We start from the raw sequence: 24,302 nt of genomic DNA on the forward strand, positions 1-24,302 counted from the left end.
AATACTAGTATTTATTAATCACCTAAATCACGTTTACAATGAAAGCATAATAATGAAAAGAGGCTGGTTCTAATGGGATTTTTAAGCCGTATACGGCGTCTGATGTCTGGTCAACAAGAGTTAACAGGTGGTATCGCGATACTCGCTCCAGTGTCAGGCGAAATAATAGCAATAGAAAAAGTTCCAGATGTTGTTTTTTCCGAAAAAATCGTTGGCGATGGCATAGCAATTAACCCAACAGGTCAATTTATTTTAGCGCCTATTGACGGTACTATTGGAAAAATTTTTGAAACTAATCATGCATTTAGCATTGAGTCGGCTCAAGGTTTAGAGTTATTCGTCCACTTTGGTGTTGGCACCGTTGAATTGCGTGGTAATGGTTTTACTCGCCTAGCAGAAGAAGGCCAACAGGTTAAAGCAGGTGATAAAATTTTGTCTTTCGATCTTGAGTTTTTAACAGGCCAAGTTGAAAGCTTATTAACACCCGTAGTGCTAGCCAATATGGAAGATATAAAAAGACTCGATAAGATCAATGAAGGGCATGTTGTTGCGGGTAAAGACGTTATTTTCACAGTGCAACTGTCTTGAATGGCATGCTTATGCAGATAGCCTTTTGGTTATCTGCAACGCTAACTCGTATCAGCGATTGAAATATCCTCAAACACATTCCTTTAGCTTGTTCCACGCGTACCTCGATGACACAATAGTTAAAAATTCTAAATAAAAATCAATATTGGGAGTAATGGCGTTGAAACTTTATGGCATAAAAAATTGCGACACAGTAAGAAAAGCGCGTAAATGGCTAGAAGCCAATCAAGTTGAACATGAGTTTCATGATTTTCGCGAGCAAGGTCTAGACAAAAACACCATTATACAATGGTGTGACAAACTGGGCTGGGAAACCGTTTTTAATAAACGCAGCACCAGCTTTAGAAGTTTAAATGAAGCTGAAAAAACCGATTTAACCGAATCAAAAGCAATTGACTTAATGCTGACACACCCAACCCTAATTAAACGCCCAGTATTAGATGACGGTCAACACTGTCTAGTCGGCTTTAAAGAAGCACAATACCAAGCTTGGAGCCAAAAATGAGTCATGTTGTCGATTTAGCCAAAGAATTAATTTCACGTCAATCAGTCACACCGCTTGATGAAGGGTGTCAAAGTTTAATGTCTGATAGATTAAGTCAAATTGGCTTTAATATTGAATCAATGGTGTTTGAAGACACCACCAATATGTGGGCAAGACGCGGCACTGAATCCCCGGTATTTTGCTTTGCCGGTCATACCGATGTAGTACCAACAGGTGATTTAAGTCGCTGGCATACTCCGCCTTTTCAGCCAACAATTATCGACGATTATCTTCATGGTCGCGGTGCAGCAGACATGAAGGGATCATTAGCTGCAATGGTTATTGCCACAGAACGCTTTGTTGCTAAACATCCAGATCACAAAGGTTCAATTGCTTATTTGATCACCAGTGATGAAGAAGGCCCGTTTATTAATGGCACGACTCGCGTCATTGATACGTTAGAGGCCCGTAATGAAAAAATCACTTGGGCATTAGTGGGTGAACCTTCATCAACACATAAATTAGGCGATGTGGTTAAAAATGGTCGTCGGGGCAGTTTAACGGGTCACTTAACCGTAAAGGGCATTCAAGGCCATGTGGCCTACCCTCACTTAGCCGACAACCCGATCCATAAAGCCTCTCCCGCTTTAGCTGAATTAGCACAAATGCATTGGGATAATGGCAATGACTTCTTCCCGCCGACCAGCTTTCAAATTGCTAATATCAATGGCGGAACCGGCGCCTCAAATGTGATCCCAGGCGATCTCAACGTGATGTTTAATTTCCGTTATTCAACCGAAGTTACCGCCGAAATACTAATCGCCCGAGTATTGAGTATTCTTGATGCTCATGGATTAGATTATGATATTGACTGGGTATACAACGGCTTACCTTTCTTAACGGGTGACGGCCCATTACTTGAAGCCACTAAAGAAAGTATCCGCGAGATCACTGGCTACGATACCGACCCACAAACATCCGGTGGCACTTCAGATGGTCGATTTATTGCGCCCACTGGAGCTCAAGTGATTGAACTTGGCCCTGTTAACGCCACTATCCACAAAGTGAACGAATGCGTTAATACTGCCGATTTAGAACTATTGGCATTATGTTATGAGCGGATTCTGGAAAAGTTACTTTGCTAACCTTGTTGGATAATATGTCCCCTGTTGAGCATCCACATCTTTATGGTTTGGATGCCAGCTTTTTACAACCTTTTGAGGCGTTTTTTCTTGAACAAAACACTCTAAACGCATTTAAACAAATGCAAGCTGCAGCGGCTCAAGAAGGTATCGCTATCAACATTTGCTCAGCCCATCGTAATTTTGATAAACAGCTCACCATCTGGAATGCCAAAGCCTGTGGAAAACGCACCTTGCTCGATATCAATAATCAGCCACTCGATTTTACAAGTTTATCCAAAGATCAGCTAATGCAAGCCATTTTGCTCTGGTCTGCATTACCTGGTAGCTCACGCCATCATTGGGGAACAGACATTGATGTTTTTGACTTAAACACCATTAGCCGTGACAAACTCCGCTTAACGACCGATGAATATCAATCAGGCGGTCCATGTCACAGGCTTTTCCTTTGGTTGCGCGAATATGCACAACAATTTGGCTTCTACTTTCCGTACCAGCAACACTTAAGTGGCGTTAGCCCTGAGCCTTGGCATATCAGCTATTACCCTGTATCAAATGACTTTTTAGCTCAATACGATAGCCAACAATTAGTGAAAGTGATTGAGTTTGCTGATATTGAACTAAAACCGCAAATCCTTAACAAGCTTGAATATTTGGTTGAACATTATGTTCGATTTGTGGCACCTGCACCAGATTAAAGCCAAATAACCAACATTGATCCAAACGATTTAATCTTACCCTTCAAATACAGTTAAAGTAGAAACCAATGCCGATTAGCTATAGTCCTGTCATGATTTCGTCCTGTATAATCTCGGCTAATTTTTTAAGTGATTAATATTGAGTTTTTTATGTTTTCAGCCTCTCAGCATGGTTTAATCGATGATCAGCCATTGCATTTTATTGATGTCGGCCAAGGGCCAACTGTGGTTTTTCTTCATGGTTTATTTTTAAATAGCCAGGTGTGGCAACATCAACTCAGCCAGCTTTCGAGCCACTATCGCTGTATTGCAATCGATTTGTGGGGCCACGGGCAGTCAAGTGCAATCCCTGAAAACACCTACAGTTTATTAGATGTAGCGAGTCAGATTGAAGCCCTATTACTGCAACTTAATATTGAGGAATATCATTTAGTTGGCCATGATTGCGGCGCTGCAATTGCGGCGGAAATGATTCTAAACAGGCCAACCCAAATCAAATCATTAGTCATGCTCAATAGTTTTATTGGATTTGAGCCACAGATTAACTGCCTCAAATACCAACAATGGTTAGAAGATATTCACACACAGCAGGCAATTCAACCACAGTTAGCAGACACGATTGCGTCGCTAATGCTGGCAAAAAATCTTACACAAGAAACAGACTTTGCCGATCAAATTAGCAGTCGTTTACAAAACTACAATGCAGACCAAGCGATAGCTTTGGCAAAATTTGCCAAAATGGCGATTTACAAGCGCGATACATTAGACCTGTGTGAACAATTGACTCTGCCTACATTAGTCATGGTAGGGGTCGAAAATAAGTTACGCACTGTACTTGAAAGCTATCTGATGAGTGAAGATATTGATGGCAGTGAATTGATCCATATTCAGCAGGCGGGTCATATCGCGATGCTAGAGCAAGCTGAACAGGTCACTCAAGTAATAAGCGAGTTCCTAAACAAACACGCTTAGTACTTACTCTGACTAACCTGAACTGCGGATAAGAGATTAGCTAACACAATAATTTATTGAAATTTACTTTAGAATAGATTTCTAGAGAGATATTTTTGCTTAGAACAAGGCAAATTTGTGCGTCAATAGATGGCCTATTGCAAACAAATTTAACGCAGTTATCAGTAAAAATAGCCTCTAGAAAGCAAGCTGTTATCCGCTGATCAGGTTAACTAGCCATAAAACCAATAACATACGCCTATCGCGGCGATAATGCCGCCAATGTCAGCCGCAAGCCCACAACCTAAAGCATGACGACCATTTCGGATCCCTACCGAGCCAAAATACACAGCTAATACATAAAATGTGGTTTCTGTACTGCCTTGAAATATCGCCGCCAATCGCCCTGCAAATGAATCAACACCATGATAATCCATAGTTTCAAGCATCATGGCCCTTGCACCAGAACCGCTAAAGGGCTTCATGATTGCTGTAGGCATCGCATCAATAAATCGGGTATCAAACCCTATCATTGACACCAAACTCGCTAAAAGCTGCAGTAAGTAATCAAGTGCACCAGATGTTCTAAGCAAGCCAATAGCGATTAACATGGCGAGTAAGTATGGAATAAGCTGCACGGCTTGATTAAAGCCACCCTTTGCACCTTCAATAAACTCATCATAAATGGCAACTTTTCTTATACCTGCCACCATCACAAAACTCAGCACAAGAAATAATAAAATGCCATTGCCTAAGACACTAGAAACTTGACCTATGGCCGCTGCACTTAAGGTCATTAAATAAAAAATGGAACCACATAATAGTGATAATAAAATGGCAGCATAGCCTAAAATAACAGTATTCAATAACGAGATACGCTGCACCATTGCCACCACTAACAAACCCACTAAAGTTGACGCGCAGGTCGCTAATAGAATTGGCAAAAATATATCTGCAGGTGCAGCCGCACCTTGTTGAGCTCGATATAAAAAAACCGTCACAGGTACTAAGGTAACAGAAGAAGTATTCAGGACTAAAAATAAGATTTGCGCATTAGTTGCCACACTTTTATCGGGGTTTAAACTTTGCAAATCTTGCATGGCCTTTAAACCTAATGGCGTTGCAGCATTATCTAACCCCAGCATATTCGCTGTGAGATTCATACTGATACTGCCATAGGCCGGATGCCCTCTTGGCACGTCAGGCATTAACTTACTTAATAAAGGTTCAAATAACTTGGCAAATAAGCCAACCACTCCAGCTTTTTCACCAACCTGCATTAACCCCATCCACAAAGCCAACACGCCAATCAAACCTAAGGAAATTTCAGCCCCGAGCTTAGCACTGGCAAACAGCCCATTCACAGAATCAGCCAACACCTGTGTGTTACCACCAAACAATTGCAAGATAATGGCAAAAGATGCACAAATAAAAAATCCAAACCAAACTCGATTTAACACATGTGCTCCTTGGTATTTTGGGCCTAAAACGTTATAGCCTTTTATTTGTCTTGTATCACTCGTAAAGAAGGCGAACTATGAGTCCAACTCTCACAACTAAACGTGGTTAACTACATAAAAACTAATCATTCATTCCATTGATCACAATCAATAATGAAACAGAGGTTGCCTAGGAGAAATGCATGCTAGCTAGGCAGATTTTTTGATAAGTAGTTATTCTACAATCAAAAAAATTAACGCTATTATCCGTTATTTTCACAAGCTTGAACGATCAGTTATTTATTATGATGAGGATAAGCTCATCAAAACCAAGACAATCGCTATTTTGTCATGCTTTCTATGCCTTCTAATGTGCGGTCCATGTTATGATCTTTACTAATTATGCCACGAGACTCAAAATAATCTGCATTATGGTTCAACTAAATCCAAACTTTATCAAACACATCGCTGCTGAATTACCCGACCACCTGTCGCTTGATGAATTTATTGCTATTTGTGATAAACCGCTGCGTAAATCAATTAGGGTAAACACCCTTAAAATCACTAGCGATGAATTTATCACTTTAATGCAGCCTAAAGGCTGGCAATTTGAACCAATTCCTTGGTGTAAAGATGGTTTTTGGATAACCTTTGATTCTGATGAGCCTCAAAATGAACAGCAACTTGGTAATCTCATCGAGCACATACAAGGGCTGTTTTATATCCAAGAAGCCAGTTCCATGCTACCGCCAACAGCATTATTTTCTCAAGATACAACAGCTAACATTATTTTAGATGTCGCCTCTGCCCCAGGTTCTAAAACCACTCAAATTGCCGCCTTGATGCAAAATAATGGCTTATTAATAGCCAATGAATATTCCGCGAGTCGGGTAAAGGTTTTGCATGCCAATGTGCTACGAATGGGGGCTAGTCAAACTGCCCTAACCCATTTTGATGGACGCGTATTTGGTGAATACCTTTATGAAACCTTTGATGCCATTTTATTAGATGCCCCTTGTGGCGGCGAAGGCACAGTGAGAAAAGATCCCAACGCATTAAAAACCTGGGATATAAACGATGTTACCGCAATCGCACAAACGCAAAAAGACTTAATTGAGTCGGCATTTCTAGCCTTAAAACCTGGCGGGATCTTAATTTACTCCACTTGTACATTAAGCCAAATTGAAAATCAGCAAATTTGTCATCACATACAACAAACTTACCCAGAAGCTGTAGAGTTTGTGTCATTAAATAACTTATTCCCAAATGCTGACAAAGCCTGTACAGAAGAAGGTTTTTTACACGTTTGGCCACAAATATATGATAGTGAGGGTTTCTTTGTTGCCAAAATCCGTAAAACGGCTTCAGTTGAACGGATTAAAAAGCAACCTAAGTTGCAAAAGAATTTCCCTTTTACACCCGTTGCGACTAAACAATTCATTGCATTAACCGATTACCTAGCGACACGTTTTGATATTCAATTACAGCAAGGGGATCAAATCATGCAACGTGATGATGAGTTTTGGCTATTTCCTGCAGAGTTCATCCCGCTTATTGGTAAAATGCGCTTCCAGCGAATTGGCTTAAAACTCGCTGATGCACTCAAAAAAGGGTTTAAAGTTAAACATGAAGCCATTATTGCGTTAGTGAAAAACACTAAACAACACACTAATGCCATTGAATTAGATGCAACACAAGCCCAACACTTTTTAATGGGTAGAGATATTGAAACCACGAGTTTCTCTGCTCAACAACAAGCATGGTTAGCAACACATCCTCAGGGAGAAATGATTGTCAGTTATCATCAACGCCCACTTGGTGTGGTAAAGCATTTAGGTCATAGATTGAAAAATAATTTACCAAGAGATTTGGTCAGAGATAAAGTATCTCTTTAATAAACATCACCAAATTGATAAAAAACTAACTGGCAAACATCCTCACCAGTTAGTTTTTAATTGCATCACAATCTAGCCATTAAAATGGATAGTACATGCCAACAGACACGTAATCATCTTGACTGTCACTACCATCAGCATTGGTGCCGTTATCTATCACACCTTCAATAAAAGCAAAAAATCCAAGAGACTTAATATTATAATTTAGGGTCAATGTGAACATATCTAACTCATACTGGCTGGCCTTGGTTAAACCTGCAATATTATAACTGTCTGGCGATATATGGCTCCAGCCAATCATAGGTTTCCAATTTCCAATATTTTTACTCAGCATCACTTCAAAACCTGTACCTTCAAATATTTGATTCGTATTGTCTTGGTACATGCCTTCAGAATGAGCCGCAACAGCAGCAAAATACCAATCATCCATTGTTGATGTTATGGTACCTGCAACTGCATTTGGATTTTTAACCGCAATGCCTTTGCCTTCAGCTTCATCATTCACATACGCTAAACCAAAGGTCAGTTTGTCTTTGTCAAAAGCATAAATTACGCTGGCAGCTTGACCACCAGAGGTTTTAAGGCTGACTTCATTACCGTTTTCATCTTCTATTGGATCGCCATTTTCATCTCTTAGTACTGTGGTATCGTCAATGAATTGCCCCTGAAGGTTAACAGTAAAATTATGCTCATCACTTCCAAATGCTTTTTTCCAATAAATACCATTATCAACTCGGCCAGTTCCCGTTAAACCCCCATCACCGTATACATAGGTCGATGAGGCTATCGCAGAATACACATTAAACATATCCGTTGATGAGGTAACTGAAGCATAAGCCCCCACTCTTTTACCAATTGAAAACTCGCCCCAAGTGTCATGTTCAGCGGAAAAAAATCCACGGCGAAGCTTTAAAAAATCCGTCGTTCCATTATTTAATGAAATCGAGTTATTACCAATGTTGTAGCTGTCGATACTATTTCGAGCAACAGCATTGATATTCCACTCAATAAAGCCTCTAAAAGTTAATGCAGAGTTCACTTCACTGCTAAAATCAAAGTGTGCACGGGTGCCATTATCAAATACCGTGGTGGCATTCTCACCACTGTTATTTTCTTGATTAATAACACCTAGTTGCAGGTTGCCACCAATATCCAAATTCAATAAATCTGACTTATATACCTCGACCGCTTGAGCTGGAAAAATTGTCAAAAAAAGACAAGCTCCAATCATTTTTTTAATCATTTACTGTTCACTCCCTTAACATCCATAATGCCATTAGCATTATTTTACATAAACCTAACATCAAGTTCTGCTTTAATTATCCGTTGATAAAAAAATAGGACGATATATTTATCGGCTGATTACATTTTGCAGAAGAATTAACACAGTTAACTAATCTCTAATGCGCTGTGCAAGTTAAAATGATGCTTTGAAATAAGCAGAAAAATGAAGGTTTTAAATTTTGAATGAATGATATGTGGCAAGAAGATAATTTAAACCAATTTAAAACAATAGCTTGAGGAAAATAATTTGGAAATAAAAAATATTTACTCATAAATTCGCTAAAGCTGAAAACACTGCCTATAATTTGTTCAGAGATGTTCTCAACTCTAGCGCACGGCTCTTTAATGAGCCATTTCCCTAGGCCCAAAACAACCGGATCGTTTTGGGTCTTTTTTTGTCTGTAATTTATGAAAACGCTTTGGTGTTATCGGCCAATGATTTTGGCGGCATCTTTGAACAGATTAAAAAAGTTTTCACTGGTATAGTCAGCTAAATCTTGATAATTCTCCCCACGCAGTTCAGCAACAAACTCTGCAACATCACGAACATAAGCGGGCTGGTTTTCTTTACCTCTATGCGGCACTGGCGCTAAATAAGGTGAATCAGTCTCAACTAATAATCTATCTTTGGGTACTTTACGAATGACACTTCTGAGTTCTCCGGCATTTTTAAACGTAACAATACCTGAAACTGAAATATAAAATCCTAAATCGATAGCCGCTTTAGCCATCTCCCAAGTTTCTGTAAAACAATGCAGAACACCTGATACTTTATCAGCACCGCCATTTTTAAGCATAGCGATAGTATCTTCTCGTGCATCTCGGGTATGGACTATTAACGGTTTATTAACGTCAACGGCTAAAGCAATCTGTTGCTCAAAGCATTGTTGCTGCAATATTTTAGTTTCATCTGCATAAAAATAATCTAGCCCGGTTTCTCCGATTGCGACGACTTTAGGATCACAGGCAAAACGTCGAATTTGTTCAACATCTAAACCATCTTTTACATCTAATGGATGAACACCTGAAGATAGAAAAACATTGTCAAACTGAGCAACTTTATCACGCATTTGTTCAAAGCCTTGCTGTCTAACATTAACACATAGCAAATAGTCAACGCCCTGTGCTTTGGCGTTGTCCATAATAGATTGCAGGCTGGTTTGATCGGGTGCCGCTTTCAAACGGTCCAAGTGACAATGTGAATCAATTAACATAACTAAAATGCTGTACTAAACAAATGGGATGCTGAGGATACTCACCTACATGGTGCAGGTCAAATCAGCTGATGATAATTGTTGTGATAATAATTTTTCAATATGGTGTTTATGGCTATCAACATCGGTTTTTATTTTTATGCCAATGCCAGCAGGCCTACCACCAGATGCACCAATAGGATTAATCCATACAACAGTGCCTTTAAACTCGTTCACTTGACTGCTGCTTGGTAGCCTGTAGGCGATGGTTAACTCTTGACCAAGAAAATGGCTTTCTGTGGTCGCGACAAATAAGCCAGCTGGTTTAATAAACGGCATGTAGGCTCGATAAAGCTGATGCAGGGTATCGTAATTTACAACCAAATCAACCATAGTTTTATCTTCATTCTCTAATCTAAAAATTAACAATTTGCTTAAAACAGCCTAATAGCAAAAACTACGTTAAGTAGGCCCTATGATAGGGCCAGTAAATGCCTGAATTGCAGTAGATATTGCTGACATAATGCTTGTGTGTTCACATTCGCCATTGTAGCTAATTTATGGCTCATTTGCATGACACTTCCCGCTAACTCAATGACCTTTGCTTGGTTTAATGGATCTAGCTTAGTACTTTTTAACACATATTGTCTTAAGTACAAATATAAAACCTTAAGAGCATCAATAATTTGTTGTTCCGACAACTTCAATAAGCTATTTTGTAAATGGCCATTTTTTAAACTTGCCGCCCAATCTTGACGATAATCTAGCAATTGCTGATAGTGCTTTGAGGATAAGCTATCAGCCAGTTTTAACGGCCCACCGACCACACCTAAACACCAAGTCACATCATGGCGCTTTCCTTGAGCGTCTGGCCGTGGCAATAAGTGTTGTTCATCTAGCCACTTAACGATATCGCTTTTTTGGGGGGCGATAAAAGCAATTTTTTGGCAGCGACTGGTAATTGTCGGCAGTAAACTAGCTGGAGTATCGGTTTGCAAAATCAGCAGGGTATTATCTCCCGGCTCTTCCAAGGTCTTTAATAATGCATTCGCCGCTGCAGTATTCATCCTTTCACTGTTTTCAATGACAGCGATTCTAGCGCCACCTTGCTGAGCGGTATGCAGTAACGATTGACAGAGTTCGCGGATTTGATCGACTTTAATTTGCGCGCCATCTTTGCGTACCCAATGGACGTCAGGGTGATTACCGGATTTATAAAGCAAACAAGACTTACACTGCTGACAAGCCCCAAATGGGGTTTTGTTTAAACAAAGCGCCATTTGCGCCATCTCATTTGCCAAATAATAGCCACCTAAGGCCTCATCCACCGGCAATAATTGCGCATGACTATGACGATTTTGATAGCACAACTGAGCAAAACGCTCAAACGGCATTTGTAACCATGGCAGTTGTGTTAAAGCATAGTCAGTCATAATAAAAAGCCTATATAAATCAATTTAATTAATACGCTCAACCGCCCAGACATTTGTTAATTGCTTAACAATATCTTGATGAACTTTTTCAATATTTTGGCTAGCATCTATCACAATAATACTGTCATCTTGAGCGGCAAATTCTAAAAATGTAGCACGCGCACGTTCAAAAAAAGCAATATGTTGCTGCTCGATACGATCTAAAGCGCCTCTGGCTGAAGCGCGTTGTAAACCCAGTGTGGGATCAATATCTAAATATAAGGTGAGATCCGGTTTAAAGCCTTTTAAAGTTGCATCGCTGATAGCCTTTACCAACGGCATAAGCCCCCTACCTCCACCTTGATAAGCTAAGGAGGAGAGATTGTGTCGATCACCTAGTACCCATTGACCTGCGCTCATTGCCGGTTTAATAACGTTGGTAATTAACTGTGCTCTGGCGGCATAAAACAGCAAACATTCTGCCTCATCACATAAAGGATCGCTTTCGTCTGCGATTTTAACTAAGTCGCGCATTTTTTCAGCCAATGGCGTGCCACCGGGTTCACGAGTACAGACAGGATCTTGGCCTGTGTGTTGGCTAATGATATTTTTAACCAAATTAATAGCACTTGATTTACCTGCGCCTTCAAGTCCTTCAATAACAATAAACTTTCCTAATTGCTGGGTCATTTTCTTTTTCTCTGATATTCATTCACGGCGCGATTATGCTCTTGCAAAGTGGTAGAGAATACATGGCTACCATCATTGCGAGAAACAAAATAAATGTAATCCACCTTGGCAGGATTCGCTGCAGCGTATAGCGATGCTTTGCTTGGTGCGGCAATCGGAGTTGGTGGTAAACCGTTGATCTGGTATGTATTAAAAGCGGTTTTTTCGCGTATATCTTTGCGGGTAATATTACCCTTGTAACGATCACCCATACCATAAATAATAGTTGGGTCAGTTTGTAATCGCATGCCTTTCTTTAAGCGATTGTTAAATACGGCACTCACCCAATCTCGCTCATCTGCTTTTGCGGTTTCTTTTTCAATGATCGAGGCAATAATTAACAATTCATAAGGTGTTGTCAGTTTTAAATCAGGATCACGTTGTTGCCATGCTTGTGCTAAATGAGTTTGCATCATGCTGTAACTTCGCTGAAGTAAAGATGCTAAGTTTTCACCGGCGTGATAATGATAGGTTTCAGGAAAAAACTTCCCTTCAGGTAATCCGGAGTTATCCCCATTAGCTTCAAGCACTTTAATAAACACATCCTCATCAAATGTCATGTGTGGTAAATTTTGCAACACAGGTAACCATTCTTTTATGGTTTTACCTTCAATTAAAGTGACTGAAAAAACTATTTCTTGACCTAAACGGACTCGATTCAAAAAGTCCGCCAAGGTATCACCCGGAAGCACTTGATATAAACCGGTTTTAATTTGCCCAAGTTGAGGCTCGAGCTTTACCAAAAAGCGAGTTTTCCAACTATCGGTCAGCATTTGCTGATCTTCTAATTGCTGGGTGAGTTTAAGGACAGATGTACCTGGTGCAACATTCAATGTCGTTGCTTGGGTGATTGATAAAGGCTGTTTTTTATAATCGATAAAGTCTTTAGCAAACCAATATCCACCAAGACAAATGATTGTAAATACTGGAATAAGACTGGCAAAAATTCTCGTTTTTATTGTATTCATAAAATTCTATAAATTATTGTAAATGTGTTTTTAATATATCAGCCACTTGCTTGGTGTGCTGCCACGGCTTAAGTGCTTTAGTATCAACTTGAACCACATCAATTAAACCTAATAAGCTATTGCTCATCATTAATGAATCGGCTTGATAAATATCATCTTCAGTGAGTGTTGTTGCATTTACAGCAAAACCAATAGCCAGTATGGTATCAATCACCACCTCTCGCATTACACCACTAACACCGGCTTGATTAATCGCAGGAGTATATATCTGCTTGTCTTTGACCAAAAAAACATTGGCCATTGATGCTTCAACTAAAACGCCTTGGGTGTCATAGACCAGCCAATCATCAAAGCCATCTTTGATGGGTTGTGATTTTATCAGCACCTGCTCTAATCGATTTAAATGTTTCATCCCTGCAAGAAGCGGTTGCCGACCGAGATTAATTGCTGACGTAGCAAGCTTAATTCCATGCTGCTGCCAAGAAAGGTAATGCGCTGGAATAGCATGAACTGAAGTCACTTCAGTGACTTGTAATTCAGTTTGATTGGCCGGCGCTTGATAACCGCGCCCTCCGACTCCTCTGCTAAGTAACAACTTAATGCATGCATTTGGGTGATTGCTGGCTAGGTGTAATAAATGATCAATTAATTTTGCGGAGGCAGACCACATAATACCTAACCGAGCACAGGTTTGTTCAAGCCGTGAGAGGTGTAAATCCAGAAACAATATCCGCTGTTGAGCTGATTGTTGCATTATCGGCAAACTACGCATAGTTGCAAAGGCACCATCACCATATGCTAAGCCACGATCGGCTGCATTTACCGTATTTTGAGGTTGTTGATTTACCCAAATTGTGGTCATTATTCATCCTGATTTATGCATCAAGCAATCACTTGCTTCGCTCGTTAACAAGTTAGCATTATCAAAACTTTCAATTCGTGCACTTAAAAGCTAACGCATATCTATTGCCAAGCAAATTAACCAAAAAACCTGTTTATATAGATAACAAAGGCTCAATTCATTTGAGCCTTTGTTATGTTAGACCGATAACCGCTTACCTACTGTGAAACGACTTTACTTAGCAAGTAAACCTTGAATACGAGATTTTAAAATATCGATTGCAATTCGGTTTTTACCGCCACGGGGAACAATAATATCTGCATACTGTTTTGAGGGCTCAATGAACTGTAAAAACATCGGGCGAACAGTTTTTTTATATTGAGAAATCACCGTTTCCATGGTGCGGCCGCGTTCTGCAACATCACGAGTTAAGCGACGTAAAAAACAGATGTCTAATGGAGTATCCATAAAAATACTCGCATCCATTAAATCACGTAATTTAGGATCGGTTAGCAGCAAAATGCCTTCAAGAATGATTACTTTTTTTGGCTGCATTGTCGTCACATCGGCAATTCGAGTATGCTCGGTATAACTGTAACAAGGAATATCAACGGCTTCACCTTGTTTAAGCTTAACTAAGTGACTAGCAAGTAACTGATGATCAAGTGCTTTTGGGTGATCATAATTGGTTTTCACTCGTTCTTCCATGGTTAAATGGCTTTGATCACGGTAGTACGAATCTTCGTTGATCACCCCTATCTGATTAGTTCCTAAATCACGACAAAGCTCATGATAAATGGTATTGGCAATTAAACTTTTACCTGAGGCAGATGCCCCTGCAATACCAATAATGACACATTGTGGAGAATTCATGCTAAACCTTACTCGTCGTCTGAAATGCTAATGGAAACTGTAGATTGTACTTGTTGAAGCGCCAGCTGAGCACCCAGTTTACGGGCTATTTCACGGTAAATTGCTGACACTTCTGAATCGGGTTCTTTGGCAACACAAGGTGCACCGTCATCCATCGATTCTCGAATATTAATGTTTAGCGGTAACGCACCTAATAATGGCACATTGTAACGCTCGGCAATTTTAGAACCACCATGAGTTCCAAATGGATGTTCTTTATGACCACATTCAGGGCATAAATGGAAACTCATGTTTTCAACAATCCCCAACACAGGGATTTGTACTTTATTAAACATGGTGATGCCTTTTTGCGCATCAGCTAAGGCTATATCTTGCGGTGTGGTGACAATCACCGCGCCACTGACAGGAAATTTTTGCGACAGTGTTAATTGAATATCACCGGTCCCGGGTGGCATATCAATGATTAAATAATCAAGCTCAGGCCATTGGGTTTCATTGAGTAATTGAACCAAGGCACCAGCTGCCATAGGGCCACGCCAAACCGCCGCTTCGCCTTCTGCTAGCATAAAACCAATTGATTGCGCCGAAATGCCATGAGCAGAAGCAGCCGTCATCATTTTTCCATCAGGCGATTGCGGTCTGAAATGAGGGATACCAAGCATCATAGGTATTGAAGGACCATAAATATCAGCATCTAAAATGCCAACTTCAGCACCTTCGGCTTTCAACGCTAAAGCAAGGTTAACTGCCGTTGTTGACTTACCCACGCCGCCTTTGCCAGAGGCCACCGCAATGACTTGCTTAACATTGTTGATAGGGGCAACGGAGGTAATGGCAGAATAAACACGTGGTTGAAAATCGATTTCGCACTCGACTTCATCAATGGCATCTAACACCGCTAATTGATTGGTAATAGCCATAACGGTGTCACGATACTGGGTCATACAAGGATAGGGATAAACCAATCCCAACTGTAATCGTTTACCTTCAATATCAAGCTTAACCACACAGCCCGCAGACACTAAACCTTGTTTTAAATACGGATCGACATAAGCATCCAGAATAGCGAGCACTGGGGATAATAATTGTGCATCGAGTTGGTAATCAGTATAGGAAATAGACAAAAGCAAGGCTCCCATTGGCAAATTTGTGCAAGTGTATCAGAACTTGATAAATAATTAGTTATTAATAAGCACTTTTAGTTCATGTTTTAATGAAAAAACTGCTTTTATCGGTTAGTATCAGGGCAATATTTTTAGTGTAAATCGATGTTGAGAAAAAATGACACATTCACAGCGTAAAATTCTGGTAACCAGTGCTCTTCCTTATGCCAATGGCCCGATTCACTTAGGCCATATGCTTGAATACATTCAGACAGACATTTGGTCGCGTTTCCAAAAAATGCGTGGTCACCAATGTCATTATATCTGTGCTGACGATGCCCATGGCACCCCAATTATGCTTAAAGCACAGCAATTGGGTATCGAGCCAGAACAAATGATAGCTCAAGTTCAACAAGAACATGAGCAAGACTTTGCTGATTTCAACATCCAGTTTGACAATTTTCATAGTACCCATAGCCCTGAAAACCGTGAACTAGCAAGTGATATTTATATCAAGTTGCGTGACAATGGTTACATCAAATCAAAGACGATTTCACAGTTATTTGACCCTGAAAAGTCGATGTTTTTACCCGATCGTTTCGTAAAAGGGACTTGCCCGAAATGTAAATCAGAAGATCAATACGGCGATAACTGTGACAGCTGCGGTGCAACATACAGCCCGACGGATTTAATCAATCCTAAATCAGCAGTCTCAGGGGCAACGCCTGTAATGAAAGACTCAGAGCACTTCTTCTTCGACTTACCTGCATTTGAGGGTATGTTGCAAGAGTGGATTAATTCGGGTTCATTACAACAAGAAATGGCCAATAAACTGGGCGAGTGGTTTGAGCAAGGACTACAGCAGTGGGATATCTCTCGTGATGCACCCTACTTTGGTTTTGAAATTCCAGATGCACCAGGTAAATATTTTTACGTTTGGTTAGATGCCCCTATCGGCTATATGGGGTCATTTAAAAACTTTTGCGATAAAAACCCTGGTATTAATTTTGATGACTTTTGGGCAAAAGATTCAACCGCAGAAGTTTACCACTTCATTGGTAAGGACATTGTTTACTTCCACAGCTTATTTTGGCCAGCCATGCTATATGGCGCAAATTATCGCCAACCAACCAGTGTCTATGCACATGGCTATGTGACAGTTAACGGTGCCAAAATGTCTAAGTCAAAAGGGACCTTTATCAAAGCACGTACCTATTTAGACAATCTAGATCCAGAATATTTACGATACTACTACGCAGCTAAATTAAGTAGCCGTATTGATGATTTAGACCTTAATCTAGAAGATTTTGCTCAACGTGTTAACTCTGACTTAGTCGGCAAATTAGTCAACTTAGCCTCACGTACAGCAGGTTTCATCAGTAAGCGCTTTGATGGCAAATTAGCCCAAGTTAGCGACAATAGCCTTGCTGAAAGCTTTATTGCTAAACAAGAGCAAATTGCTGAGTATTATGAAAGCCGTGAATATGGCAAAGCCATGCGTGAAATTATGGCCATGGCGGATATTGCCAATGGGTATGTTGCTGATCAAGCTCCGTGGCAGCTAGTGAAGCACGAAGACAAGCAACAGCAAGCCCACGAAGTATGTTCAAATGCATTAAATATGTTCCGCATTTTAGTCACTTACTTAAAGCCTGTCTTACCTCGCTTAAGCCAAGATGTAGAAGCCTTCCTGCAAATGGAGCTAACATGGAACAGCTTAGCCACAGATATGACTGGCCATGAAATTCTACCTTTCAAAGCGTTAATGCAGCGTGTTGACTTAGACAAAGTGGCTAGCATGGTAGATGCATCTAAAGAAAACCTCCAAGTGACTCAAGCAGCTAAAGCTGATAACAAAGCGCCAGTTCTAGATGCCAAAGCGGTAAGTGGTAATCCTCTAGAAGATGACCCAATAAGTGAAACCATTGAATTTGATGATTTTGCTAAGTTAGATTTACGTATTGCACGCATAGCTAAAGCTGAACATGTTCCTGAAGCCAATAAACTACTAAAACTACAATTAGATTTAGGTGGTGAAACCAAACAAGTGTTTGCAGGAATCAAATCGGCATATGCACCTGAAGATTTAGAAGGCAAACTAACGGTCATGGTCGCCAACCTTGCACCGCGTAAGATGCGTTTTGGCATGTCGGAAGGTATGGTACTTGCGGCTGGCCCTGGCGGTAAAGACTTGTGGATTTTAGAACCACATGAAGGTGCACAACCCGGTATGCGAGTGAAATAAAACCTCACTCTGATTCAACACAAAAAAGCTGCAATTGATTCAATTGCAGCTTTTTTATTAGCTTTAACTCTGTATTAAACGGCCTTTATTCATTAGGCACTAATGGCATGGCACGGTTTTCAAGTAATACCGGAATACCCTCATCAATCGGGTAAGCCAGTTTATCAAACTTACAAATCAATGTTTGCGCTTCTTTATCAAACTCCAGTTTACCTTGGCATACTGGACAAGCGACGATATCAAGTAACTTTTTATCAAAAGCCATTTAGATTTCCTTTTTAAGTTGGATCAATTGAGTCACTTGACTCATAAACTGTTTATCGAATTGTTCGCTAAGCTTCGCATTTACTGGCAAATACCACCAGTTGTGTGCAGCAAAATCGCGACATTTAACCGCATCTTTTTCTGTCATCAATAATGGATAATTGGCAGAAAGTTGCTGTAATTGGGTTTGATCATAAGCTTGATGATCTTCAAAGGCGATGGTATGGGCAAGTTGATAACCTTGCTCAACCAAGCTATCAAAAAATCGTTGTGGATTACCAATACCTGCCATAGCAACAATAGGCTGTGTTTTCATCACTTCAAGATCAGCATGTTGGCCTTTAGGTATTAACACGGGTTGTAATGGTGCAGGCTCAAGTAACATTAATTGCTCTTTACTTTCTGAGTTGTTAATCACTGGACCACCATTATTGATAATCCAATCAATATTATTTAACCGCCACAAGCCTTCACGTAAGGGCCCTGCTGGTATTAAACATTGATTTCCATAACGTCGAGCGCCATCAACCAAGGCAATTTCAATATCTCGACCCAAAGCATAATGCTGTAAACCGTCATCACTAATGATGATATCTACATCATAATCAGCCAAAAGCGTTTGCGCAGCAAGTACCCGCTTGGAACCCACAACCATAGGAACTTGAGTACGGCTAACAATCATTAACGGCTCATCACCAACATCACTAGCTTTGCTGTGTTGAGTAACCGCAGTAACACCGTCAATTTTAGCCCCATAGCCACGGCTTATAACGCCAGGTTTTAAACCATTAGCTCGAAGTAGATTGATTAAATAAATCACCGTTGGCGTTTTACCACTACCTCCTGCGGTAATGTTACCCACAACAATAACAGGCACAGGCAGTCGATAAATCGACTTGAAACCACATTGAAATAACCAACGCCTAATGGAGCTGATTAACCAAAACAATGCCGACAAGGGCAGTAAGGCCCATTTAGCCCAATGCCCTTGATACCAAATTTTATTTATCCAAGTTTGCATTAATGACCAAATTGCATTTGATATAGGTTAGCGTAAACACCCTGCTGCATAATTAAGTCTTTGTGTACCCCGCGTTCAATAATTGAACCTTGATCGATCACTAAAATTTCATCGGCAGATTCAATCGTTGATAAACGGTGGGCAATCACAATTGAAGTACGATTATGGCGAAGATTATCTAAGCCCTTTTGGATTGCCTTTTCAGACTCAGTATCCAATGCTGAAGTCGCTTCATCTAAAATCAATACTGGGGCATCACGTAGCATGGCACGAGCGATGGCAATACGCTGACGCTGACCACCTGAAAGTAATACGCCGTTTTCACCCACTTGCGTATCTAAACCTTCTGGTAAAGCATCAATAAACTCCATTGCATAGGCCAACTCAGCGGCTTTAATAATTTGCTCTCGGGTGACATCACCTGGATAAGCGTAAGCAATGTTATTGGCAATAGTGTCGTTAAACAGTGTCACTTGTTGTGATACTAACGCCACTTGATCGCGCAAGTTTTTCAGCTGATAGTCATAAATACTGGTGTCATCGAGTAAAATATCGCCTTCAGATAAACCACCATAAAAGCGCGTAATTAAACTGGCAATAGTAGATTTACCTGATCCAGAGCGGCCAACCAGCGCAACCGTTTTCCCTGGCTTCACTTCAAATTCGATATTATCTAATGCTTTTCTATCTTGTTCAGGATAGCTAAAGGTAACGTTTTTAAATTGTAAGTGGCCTTGAGCACGTTCAACCGTATGAGTTCCATTATCTGATTCGGGTGCCGTATCTAACAGCTCAAACACTGTGGTACAGGCTGCTATACCTCGCTGAAATTCAGCATTAACACGGGTTAAGTTTTTAATAGGCTGTAACATAGCTAACATTGCACCCAAAATTGCCGCAAATGTACCAGCGGTCAATTCTGATTTCATGCTATCCCAACTGGCTGCATACAACACAAAAGCCAACGCAAAAGAACCAATCACCATAATAAGCGGCTGACTAACTGATTGCGCCACAGCAAGCTTCATATTTTGATATCGGTTAGCGTTATTAACTTTATAAAAACGTTCTATCTCAGTTTGTTGACCGCCAAAAGATAATACATTTTTATGGCCTTTGATCATTTGTTCTGTCGCAGCAGTTACCCCGCCCATTGCTGACTGAATTTGCTTAGATACCTTACGAAAACGCTTACTGACAACACTGATCACCACACCCATTACTGGCCCGATAACCAAAATACACAAAGACAATTTCCAGGAATAAAAAAACATAATCGCCAACATGCCTATGATGGTAATTGAGTCTCTTACAATTGAAATTAACGCACTTCCTGATGCACGAGCAATTTGTTCAGTATCAAAGGTCACGCGTGAGATTAAATTACCACTGTTTTCACGGTCGATATAACTAACCGGTAAGCGAAGATAATGTTCGAACACTTGCTGACGCATGTCCATAATCAACTTAGCGCTCATATATGATATGCAATAGGTAGAAACAAAGTTTGCTAAGCCCCTTAGAATGAACATCCCCATGACAACTAGAGGCGCTAACATCAACACCTTGTTATCGGAGTTAAAACCGCCGTGAGTTGGAACATCTACTCCAGCAACCGTTGTTGCATTAGAACCAAAACCTTCATCAATGAATGGTTTAATAAAGGCAATAAAACCAGCATCAACAGCGCCATAAGTTAACAGGCCTAATACGGCCATGATAAACATACCTTTCATGGGGACAACATAAGTCATTAAGCGTTTAAAAACGGTCCACATTTCATTTTTGGGTGATGACATTAATCTAATTCTTCTCTAACTAACATGACGGGCATTCTACTCTGCTTTAACAATCAGACCAAATCTAAACAAACGGTTATACCAAAAAGGAGCTAAATCTTGCCGATAGGTGTTTATTTGATAACCAGAGTGACTAACTTTAATGCTTAACTGACCTGTTTCGCCTGAGGTGTAAGCGTCAATACCTCTAGCTAGATAACGCCCTTTTACATCCGCCTTAGGAAAACCATATTGATTATTGTCACCCGCATTAAAAATCACCACCTTTGGCGATACAGCTTCAATAAACGCATCCGATGATGATGTTCGGCTACCGTGATGGGGAGCGAACAAAATATCTGCGCTGACATCTTGTTGATTTTCTAACATATTTAGCTCACGTAGTTTCTCAATATCCCCAGTCAACAATAAAGAAGTTGACTCGATAGACAATTTTACTACGCATGAAAGATTATTATCCCTGACAGAAACTAAATGGTTAGCCAGAAAATTGAGCTTAACCCTGCCCCAGTTAATCTCTTTCGCGGTACATAAACTGTGCTTAGTCAGCGGCTTCAAATGGACGCCATCTTCAATAGAATCTGCAATCAAATGTGTTTTCGGGTATGTATTAAGCAGCAAATTTAAGCCCCCACTGTGATCATTATCTTGATGGCTAATAATTAAGTAATCAATCGCATCAATCCCCTTGGCACGTAAAAAAGGCAATATTGCTCGCTCTGCATAACTAAAGTCACCAAAGGCTGCCCCAGTATCATAGATAATGGCATGATCACCTTGCTGAATTACAATAGCGGTTCCCTGAGCGACATCTAAAACATGAACTGATGTAGAAGCTTGCCAAGCAAGATCATCAGCCACTACAAACTTGCCAAATAGTAACTGTATTATTGGCAGGTTTAATAACAAACTCACAAATAGGATGAACAGTGTGCGCGTAAAAGTCCCAGCTTCCTTGCCATACACAAGTTGTTTATCGATTTGAATTAAGCCAAACATGGTTAAGCGCCCACGCCAGCTAATCATGCCTAAAATACCACAACCAACCAAACTGAATATGCCTGCAATAATCCAAGCTTCACTTAAATAAATAATGCTATGAGAGAAGTTTTCAGACATTGACAATAGATAACTAAACGGCTGTAGCAAGGCATCAGCAATTTTCAGCACAAGCCATTCATGTTGACCATGAAAGGCCACCAATAAAAGCAACCACAGGATAAAACAAATCATTGCCGCAGGAATTACCAGCAGACTAAACCAAGGGACCACCAGTAAATTAATCCAAATACTATGAACAGATATAGTGCCAAATAATATGGCTTGTAATAATCCAAGCCCTAAAGCAAGACGCCATTGAATAGCCCAAAGTTGTTTTATAGCGCTTGATATGCGCAGCCATAAACCCTTTTTTGGCCTAGTCGATGTTTGCCGTTCTTGCTCCACTTTTGCAACATCCGCTTTTTCGCTATTCAGGTCTTGTTTATCTACATAGCGTAAAATAATCGCTAAGGCACAAAAAGATAGCCAAAAACCGCCACTTAAGATGGCTAATGGGTCAAATAACAATACACCAGCCAGCGCATACATTAAGCGTTGCCATTGGCTATGATACTGTTTTAAAAAACTAAATATGACTAACATTGCCAGCATTAATAGCGCACGTTGAGTTGCCACTGCAAAACCGGCTAGATAGGCATATCCCACCGTCACCCATAGCGCAATCAATAAAGCACTTTGAATACTAAACAAACTGTATTTAAATGTATTTCCGCGAAAATAACCTCTTGCTATCAAGCTGTTATAGATTTTAGAGCCAAACAGCAACTTCAATATGCCTAGAATAAAACCATAAAACAGCGCAAACACCACAGATAAGTGTAATCCTGAAATAGCAATTAAATGCCCTGTGCCGGTTTGCCTTAACTGTTGCCATCGTTGATCGTTTATTTGCCCTTTTTCGCCAAACAATAACGCCAACAGTAAGTCACCATTGGCTAATTTCGGGCTTATAAGCTTAAATTGAGTAAGCAATTGTTGTCGAAAGCTCAGCTTATGGCCTATCAACTCACCTGCCTTAATCTTGCCTTTCGCCACTATATGTCGATTAATATAATAGCGTTGCTGATTAAAACCGCCTTGGTTGGCAATATTCGTTATGGGTTTAAGTTTTACATCGAGTTGCCAAATCTGACCGACTCTTACCTCAGGCGGCGTTTGCCAAGTTAAACGATAATACTTATCAGCCCAAGGAAGTCGCCATAATTGCGAAACATTAAAGCTGGTTAATTTTGGTTCAATTAAGCGCACATCTGCACTTATCCAGTCGCGGTGCTCACTAACAAGTGATACTATTTGCGCAGAAATTGTCGTCTTATTATTTGAAATCATCTTGGGTTGAAAATCTAAAGAATAGAAATAGATACTTAACCACCAAACCGCAAACAGCACGCCACTAACACTCGGAGCTTTACGCACAAAGATAACGACAAAAAATAATAAGTAAGGTAAGCACCATTGCGCAGGTAAAACAGGCCAAAGCAATGCACTTAGGCAACTAATACAGAAGCCAAAGATAAAACGATCCATAGCGTATTAGTAAAGACAGAAACCAACCAAGATGCCAAAAAAATTCATAGAAAGATTTATGCCTGATCCTAAAGCCTTGCAAAAACATAAGTATTTGCAAGTCTTTGGCAAACTATTAGATAAGCCCAATCTATGGGCATTAAATAGAAAATCAGCTCCTGGCTCTTTTGCTGTGGGGTTATTTGTGGCTTGGATGCCAATGCCATTTCAGATGGTTGCGGCGGCAGGTTTGGCCATACTGTTTAATGTCAATATTCCAGTGGCTGTGGCACTGGTGTGGATAACTAACCCTCTCACCATGCCTGTTATGTTTTATGCCGCCTATTTATTTGGGGCGTGGATGTTAGGTCATCCAACGGAAAATTTTCATTTTGAAGCCAGTTGGCAATGGATTGAATCATCTTTATCGACTATAGGCCCACCCTTTTTATTAGGCTGTTTTGCGTTAGGATTAATATCCGCACTCGTTGGTTTTTTAGTGATCAAAAGCTTGTGGCGCTATTCAATTTTATTCAAGTGGAAAAAACGTGGTTAATGCCTTTCGTTGCTCCCGATGTAACGATAGTAAAGCCACATAAATAAATGTACCGCTAATAACCCACTAAAAGCACAGCAAAAAAATAATAATGCGATAGACTTAACATCAGTCGCATTATCCACAAACAGGTGAAACCATAATGGCCAACCTACAACACTCAATAATGCGAGTTGGGCCATGCAGCGATAGCAGCGACCTAGTTTTTGACGAAATATTGATTCTTCGCATTGAGTACAACGCATCATT

The 24,302-nt window shown here is 40.3% G+C and carries 23 protein-coding genes; 8 read left to right on the top strand and 15 right to left on the bottom strand.

All coding sequences use genetic code 11. From position 1 onward, the window contains the following. The first annotated feature begins 72 nt into the window (after positions 1-72). From crr to HBH39_RS09665, 5 genes are all read left to right on the top strand, one after another. Positions 73-588: a PTS glucose transporter subunit IIA gene (gene crr, locus HBH39_RS09645; RefSeq protein ID WP_167677751.1), complete on the top strand. Its 516-nt coding sequence runs from the start codon at positions 73-75 to the stop codon at positions 586-588. Positions 589-742: 154 nt separating this feature from the next. Beyond that, positions 743-1,093: an ArsC family reductase gene (locus tag HBH39_RS09650; RefSeq protein ID WP_167677753.1), complete on the top strand. Its 351-nt coding sequence runs from the start codon at positions 743-745 to the stop codon at positions 1,091-1,093. Beyond that, on the top strand, positions 1,090-2,217 hold the full coding sequence (gene dapE / locus HBH39_RS09655; protein WP_167677755.1) for a succinyl-diaminopimelate desuccinylase: 1,128 nt from the start codon (positions 1,090-1,092) through the stop codon (positions 2,215-2,217). Before HBH39_RS09650 ends, dapE begins: the two co-directional genes overlap by 4 nt. A gap of 14 nt (positions 2,218-2,231) precedes the next feature. After that, positions 2,232-2,912 (top strand): M15 family metallopeptidase, encoded by a 681-nt coding sequence (locus tag HBH39_RS09660; protein ID WP_167677757.1) that lies wholly within the window; start codon positions 2,232-2,234, stop codon positions 2,910-2,912. A 150-nt stretch (positions 2,913-3,062) separates the two neighbouring features. Then, positions 3,063-3,884, top strand: coding sequence for an alpha/beta fold hydrolase (locus HBH39_RS09665; RefSeq protein ID WP_167677759.1), 822 nt, complete (start codon positions 3,063-3,065; stop codon positions 3,882-3,884). A gap of 212 nt (positions 3,885-4,096) precedes the next feature. Here the strand turns inward: HBH39_RS09665 and HBH39_RS09670 are convergent, their stop codons facing one another. Continuing rightward, positions 4,097-5,323: a nucleoside recognition domain-containing protein gene (locus tag HBH39_RS09670; RefSeq protein WP_167677761.1), complete on the bottom strand. Its 1,227-nt coding sequence runs from the start codon at positions 5,321-5,323 to the stop codon at positions 4,097-4,099. Positions 5,324-5,733: 410 nt separating this feature from the next. Here HBH39_RS09670 and rsmF point away from each other — a divergent pair, with 410 nt between their 5' ends. Next, positions 5,734-7,197 (top strand): 16S rRNA (cytosine(1407)-C(5))-methyltransferase RsmF, encoded by a 1,464-nt coding sequence (gene rsmF / locus HBH39_RS09675; protein ID WP_167677763.1) that lies wholly within the window; start codon positions 5,734-5,736, stop codon positions 7,195-7,197. A 79-nt stretch (positions 7,198-7,276) separates the two neighbouring features. Here rsmF and HBH39_RS09680 read toward each other — a convergent pair whose 3' ends face one another. The 9 genes from HBH39_RS09680 to apbC form a co-directional block, all read right to left on the bottom strand. Continuing rightward, complete coding sequence (locus HBH39_RS09680) at positions 7,277-8,407, bottom strand: porin (RefSeq protein ID WP_167677765.1); 1,131 nt, start codon at positions 8,405-8,407, stop codon at positions 7,277-7,279. Between the two features lie 499 nt (positions 8,408-8,906). After that, a complete protein-coding gene (locus HBH39_RS09685) occupies positions 8,907-9,695 on the bottom strand; it encodes a TatD family hydrolase (protein ID WP_167677767.1) in 789 nt (262 codons plus the stop codon). A gap of 45 nt (positions 9,696-9,740) precedes the next feature. Continuing rightward, positions 9,741-10,067, bottom strand: coding sequence for a PilZ domain-containing protein (locus HBH39_RS09690; protein WP_167677768.1), 327 nt, complete (start codon positions 10,065-10,067; stop codon positions 9,741-9,743). Between the two features lie 80 nt (positions 10,068-10,147). Further along, positions 10,148-11,107 (bottom strand): DNA polymerase III subunit delta', encoded by a 960-nt coding sequence (gene holB, locus HBH39_RS09695; RefSeq protein WP_167677770.1) that lies wholly within the window; start codon positions 11,105-11,107, stop codon positions 10,148-10,150. A gap of 24 nt (positions 11,108-11,131) precedes the next feature. Beyond that, on the bottom strand, positions 11,132-11,776 hold the full coding sequence (tmk, locus tag HBH39_RS09700) for a dTMP kinase (protein WP_167677772.1): 645 nt from the start codon (positions 11,774-11,776) through the stop codon (positions 11,132-11,134). Continuing rightward, on the bottom strand, positions 11,773-12,783 hold the full coding sequence (gene mltG, locus HBH39_RS09705; RefSeq protein WP_167677774.1) for an endolytic transglycosylase MltG: 1,011 nt from the start codon (positions 12,781-12,783) through the stop codon (positions 11,773-11,775). Before mltG ends, tmk begins: the two co-directional genes overlap by 4 nt. A gap of 13 nt (positions 12,784-12,796) precedes the next feature. Next, positions 12,797-13,645, bottom strand: coding sequence for an aminodeoxychorismate lyase (pabC, locus tag HBH39_RS09710; RefSeq protein ID WP_167677776.1), 849 nt, complete (start codon positions 13,643-13,645; stop codon positions 12,797-12,799). 213 nt (positions 13,646-13,858) lie between these two features. Then, positions 13,859-14,497 (bottom strand): uridine kinase, encoded by a 639-nt coding sequence (gene udk, locus HBH39_RS09715; RefSeq protein ID WP_167677778.1) that lies wholly within the window; start codon positions 14,495-14,497, stop codon positions 13,859-13,861. 8 nt (positions 14,498-14,505) lie between these two features. Then, positions 14,506-15,621: an iron-sulfur cluster carrier protein ApbC gene (gene apbC, locus HBH39_RS09720; protein WP_167677780.1), complete on the bottom strand. Its 1,116-nt coding sequence runs from the start codon at positions 15,619-15,621 to the stop codon at positions 14,506-14,508. 157 nt (positions 15,622-15,778) lie between these two features. On the opposite strand from apbC, the gene metG reads away from it, so the two are divergent. After that, positions 15,779-17,845: a methionine--tRNA ligase gene (gene metG / locus HBH39_RS09725; RefSeq protein WP_167677782.1), complete on the top strand. Its 2,067-nt coding sequence runs from the start codon at positions 15,779-15,781 to the stop codon at positions 17,843-17,845. Between the two features lie 85 nt (positions 17,846-17,930). Here metG and HBH39_RS09730 read toward each other — a convergent pair whose 3' ends face one another. Genes HBH39_RS09730 through HBH39_RS09745 form a run of 4 tightly spaced genes read right to left on the bottom strand, consistent with a single transcriptional unit; the run spans position 17,931 to position 23,518 of the window. Continuing rightward, on the bottom strand, positions 17,931-18,110 hold the full coding sequence (locus HBH39_RS09730; protein WP_167677784.1) for a Trm112 family protein: 180 nt from the start codon (positions 18,108-18,110) through the stop codon (positions 17,931-17,933). Further along, entirely contained in the window at positions 18,111-19,130 is a 1,020-nt protein-coding gene (gene lpxK, locus HBH39_RS09735) for a tetraacyldisaccharide 4'-kinase (RefSeq protein WP_167677786.1), read from the bottom strand. It abuts the gene before it with no gap. Further along, on the bottom strand, positions 19,130-20,929 hold the full coding sequence (gene msbA / locus HBH39_RS09740; RefSeq protein ID WP_167677788.1) for a lipid A export permease/ATP-binding protein MsbA: 1,800 nt from the start codon (positions 20,927-20,929) through the stop codon (positions 19,130-19,132). Before msbA ends, lpxK begins: the two co-directional genes overlap by 1 nt. A 36-nt stretch (positions 20,930-20,965) precedes the next feature. Beyond that, positions 20,966-23,518, bottom strand: coding sequence for a DNA internalization-related competence protein ComEC/Rec2 (locus HBH39_RS09745; protein WP_167677790.1), 2,553 nt, complete (start codon positions 23,516-23,518; stop codon positions 20,966-20,968). Positions 23,519-23,549: 31 nt separating this feature from the next. Here HBH39_RS09745 and HBH39_RS09750 point away from each other — a divergent pair, with 31 nt between their 5' ends. Beyond that, positions 23,550-24,053, top strand: coding sequence for a DUF2062 domain-containing protein (locus HBH39_RS09750; protein WP_167677792.1), 504 nt, complete (start codon positions 23,550-23,552; stop codon positions 24,051-24,053). Here the strand turns inward: HBH39_RS09750 and HBH39_RS09755 are convergent. Further along, positions 24,050-24,298, bottom strand: coding sequence for a DUF3624 domain-containing protein (locus HBH39_RS09755; RefSeq protein WP_167680032.1), 249 nt, complete (start codon positions 24,296-24,298; stop codon positions 24,050-24,052). The genes HBH39_RS09750 and HBH39_RS09755 overlap by 4 nt on opposite strands. Positions 24,299-24,302 lie beyond the last annotated feature (4 nt).

This window comes from Shewanella aestuarii (assembly GCF_011765625.1).
GTDB classification, from domain to species: Bacteria; Pseudomonadota; Gammaproteobacteria; order Enterobacterales; family Shewanellaceae; genus Shewanella; species Shewanella aestuarii_A.

What these genes read in the sequence shown, in the direction of transcription:
- holB (WP_167677770.1), bottom strand. Translation starts at nt 11,107, where the DNA reads ATGACTGACTATGCTTTAACACAACTGCCATGGTTACAAATGCCGTTT.
- pabC (WP_167677776.1), bottom strand. Translation starts at nt 13,645, where the DNA reads ATGACCACAATTTGGGTAAATCAACAACCTCAAAATACGGTAAATGCA.
- metG (WP_167677782.1), top strand. Translation starts at nt 15,779, where the DNA reads ATGACACATTCACAGCGTAAAATTCTGGTAACCAGTGCTCTTCCTTAT.
- HBH39_RS09660 (WP_167677757.1), top strand. Translation starts at nt 2,232, where the DNA reads ATGTCCCCTGTTGAGCATCCACATCTTTATGGTTTGGATGCCAGCTTT.
- msbA (WP_167677788.1), bottom strand. Translation starts at nt 20,929, where the DNA reads ATGTCATCACCCAAAAATGAAATGTGGACCGTTTTTAAACGCTTAATG.
- HBH39_RS09685 (WP_167677767.1), bottom strand. Translation starts at nt 9,695, where the DNA reads ATGTTAATTGATTCACATTGTCACTTGGACCGTTTGAAAGCGGCACCC.
- tmk (WP_167677772.1), bottom strand. Translation starts at nt 11,776, where the DNA reads ATGACCCAGCAATTAGGAAAGTTTATTGTTATTGAAGGACTTGAAGGC.
- HBH39_RS09730 (WP_167677784.1), bottom strand. Translation starts at nt 18,110, where the DNA reads ATGGCTTTTGATAAAAAGTTACTTGATATCGTCGCTTGTCCAGTATGC.
- HBH39_RS09750 (WP_167677792.1), top strand. Translation starts at nt 23,550, where the DNA reads ATGCCAAAAAAATTCATAGAAAGATTTATGCCTGATCCTAAAGCCTTG.
- lpxK (WP_167677786.1), bottom strand. Translation starts at nt 19,130, where the DNA reads ATGCAAACTTGGATAAATAAAATTTGGTATCAAGGGCATTGGGCTAAA.
- rsmF (WP_167677763.1), top strand. Translation starts at nt 5,734, where the DNA reads ATGGTTCAACTAAATCCAAACTTTATCAAACACATCGCTGCTGAATTA.
- HBH39_RS09650 (WP_167677753.1), top strand. Translation starts at nt 743, where the DNA reads ATGGCGTTGAAACTTTATGGCATAAAAAATTGCGACACAGTAAGAAAA.
- dapE (WP_167677755.1), top strand. Translation starts at nt 1,090, where the DNA reads ATGAGTCATGTTGTCGATTTAGCCAAAGAATTAATTTCACGTCAATCA.
- HBH39_RS09665 (WP_167677759.1), top strand. Translation starts at nt 3,063, where the DNA reads ATGTTTTCAGCCTCTCAGCATGGTTTAATCGATGATCAGCCATTGCAT.
- crr (WP_167677751.1), top strand. Translation starts at nt 73, where the DNA reads ATGGGATTTTTAAGCCGTATACGGCGTCTGATGTCTGGTCAACAAGAG.
- HBH39_RS09745 (WP_167677790.1), bottom strand. Translation starts at nt 23,518, where the DNA reads ATGGATCGTTTTATCTTTGGCTTCTGTATTAGTTGCCTAAGTGCATTG.
- mltG (WP_167677774.1), bottom strand. Translation starts at nt 12,783, where the DNA reads ATGAATACAATAAAAACGAGAATTTTTGCCAGTCTTATTCCAGTATTT.
- udk (WP_167677778.1), bottom strand. Translation starts at nt 14,497, where the DNA reads ATGAATTCTCCACAATGTGTCATTATTGGTATTGCAGGGGCATCTGCC.
- HBH39_RS09690 (WP_167677768.1), bottom strand. Translation starts at nt 10,067, where the DNA reads ATGGTTGATTTGGTTGTAAATTACGATACCCTGCATCAGCTTTATCGA.
- HBH39_RS09755 (WP_167680032.1), bottom strand. Translation starts at nt 24,298, where the DNA reads ATGCGTTGTACTCAATGCGAAGAATCAATATTTCGTCAAAAACTAGGT.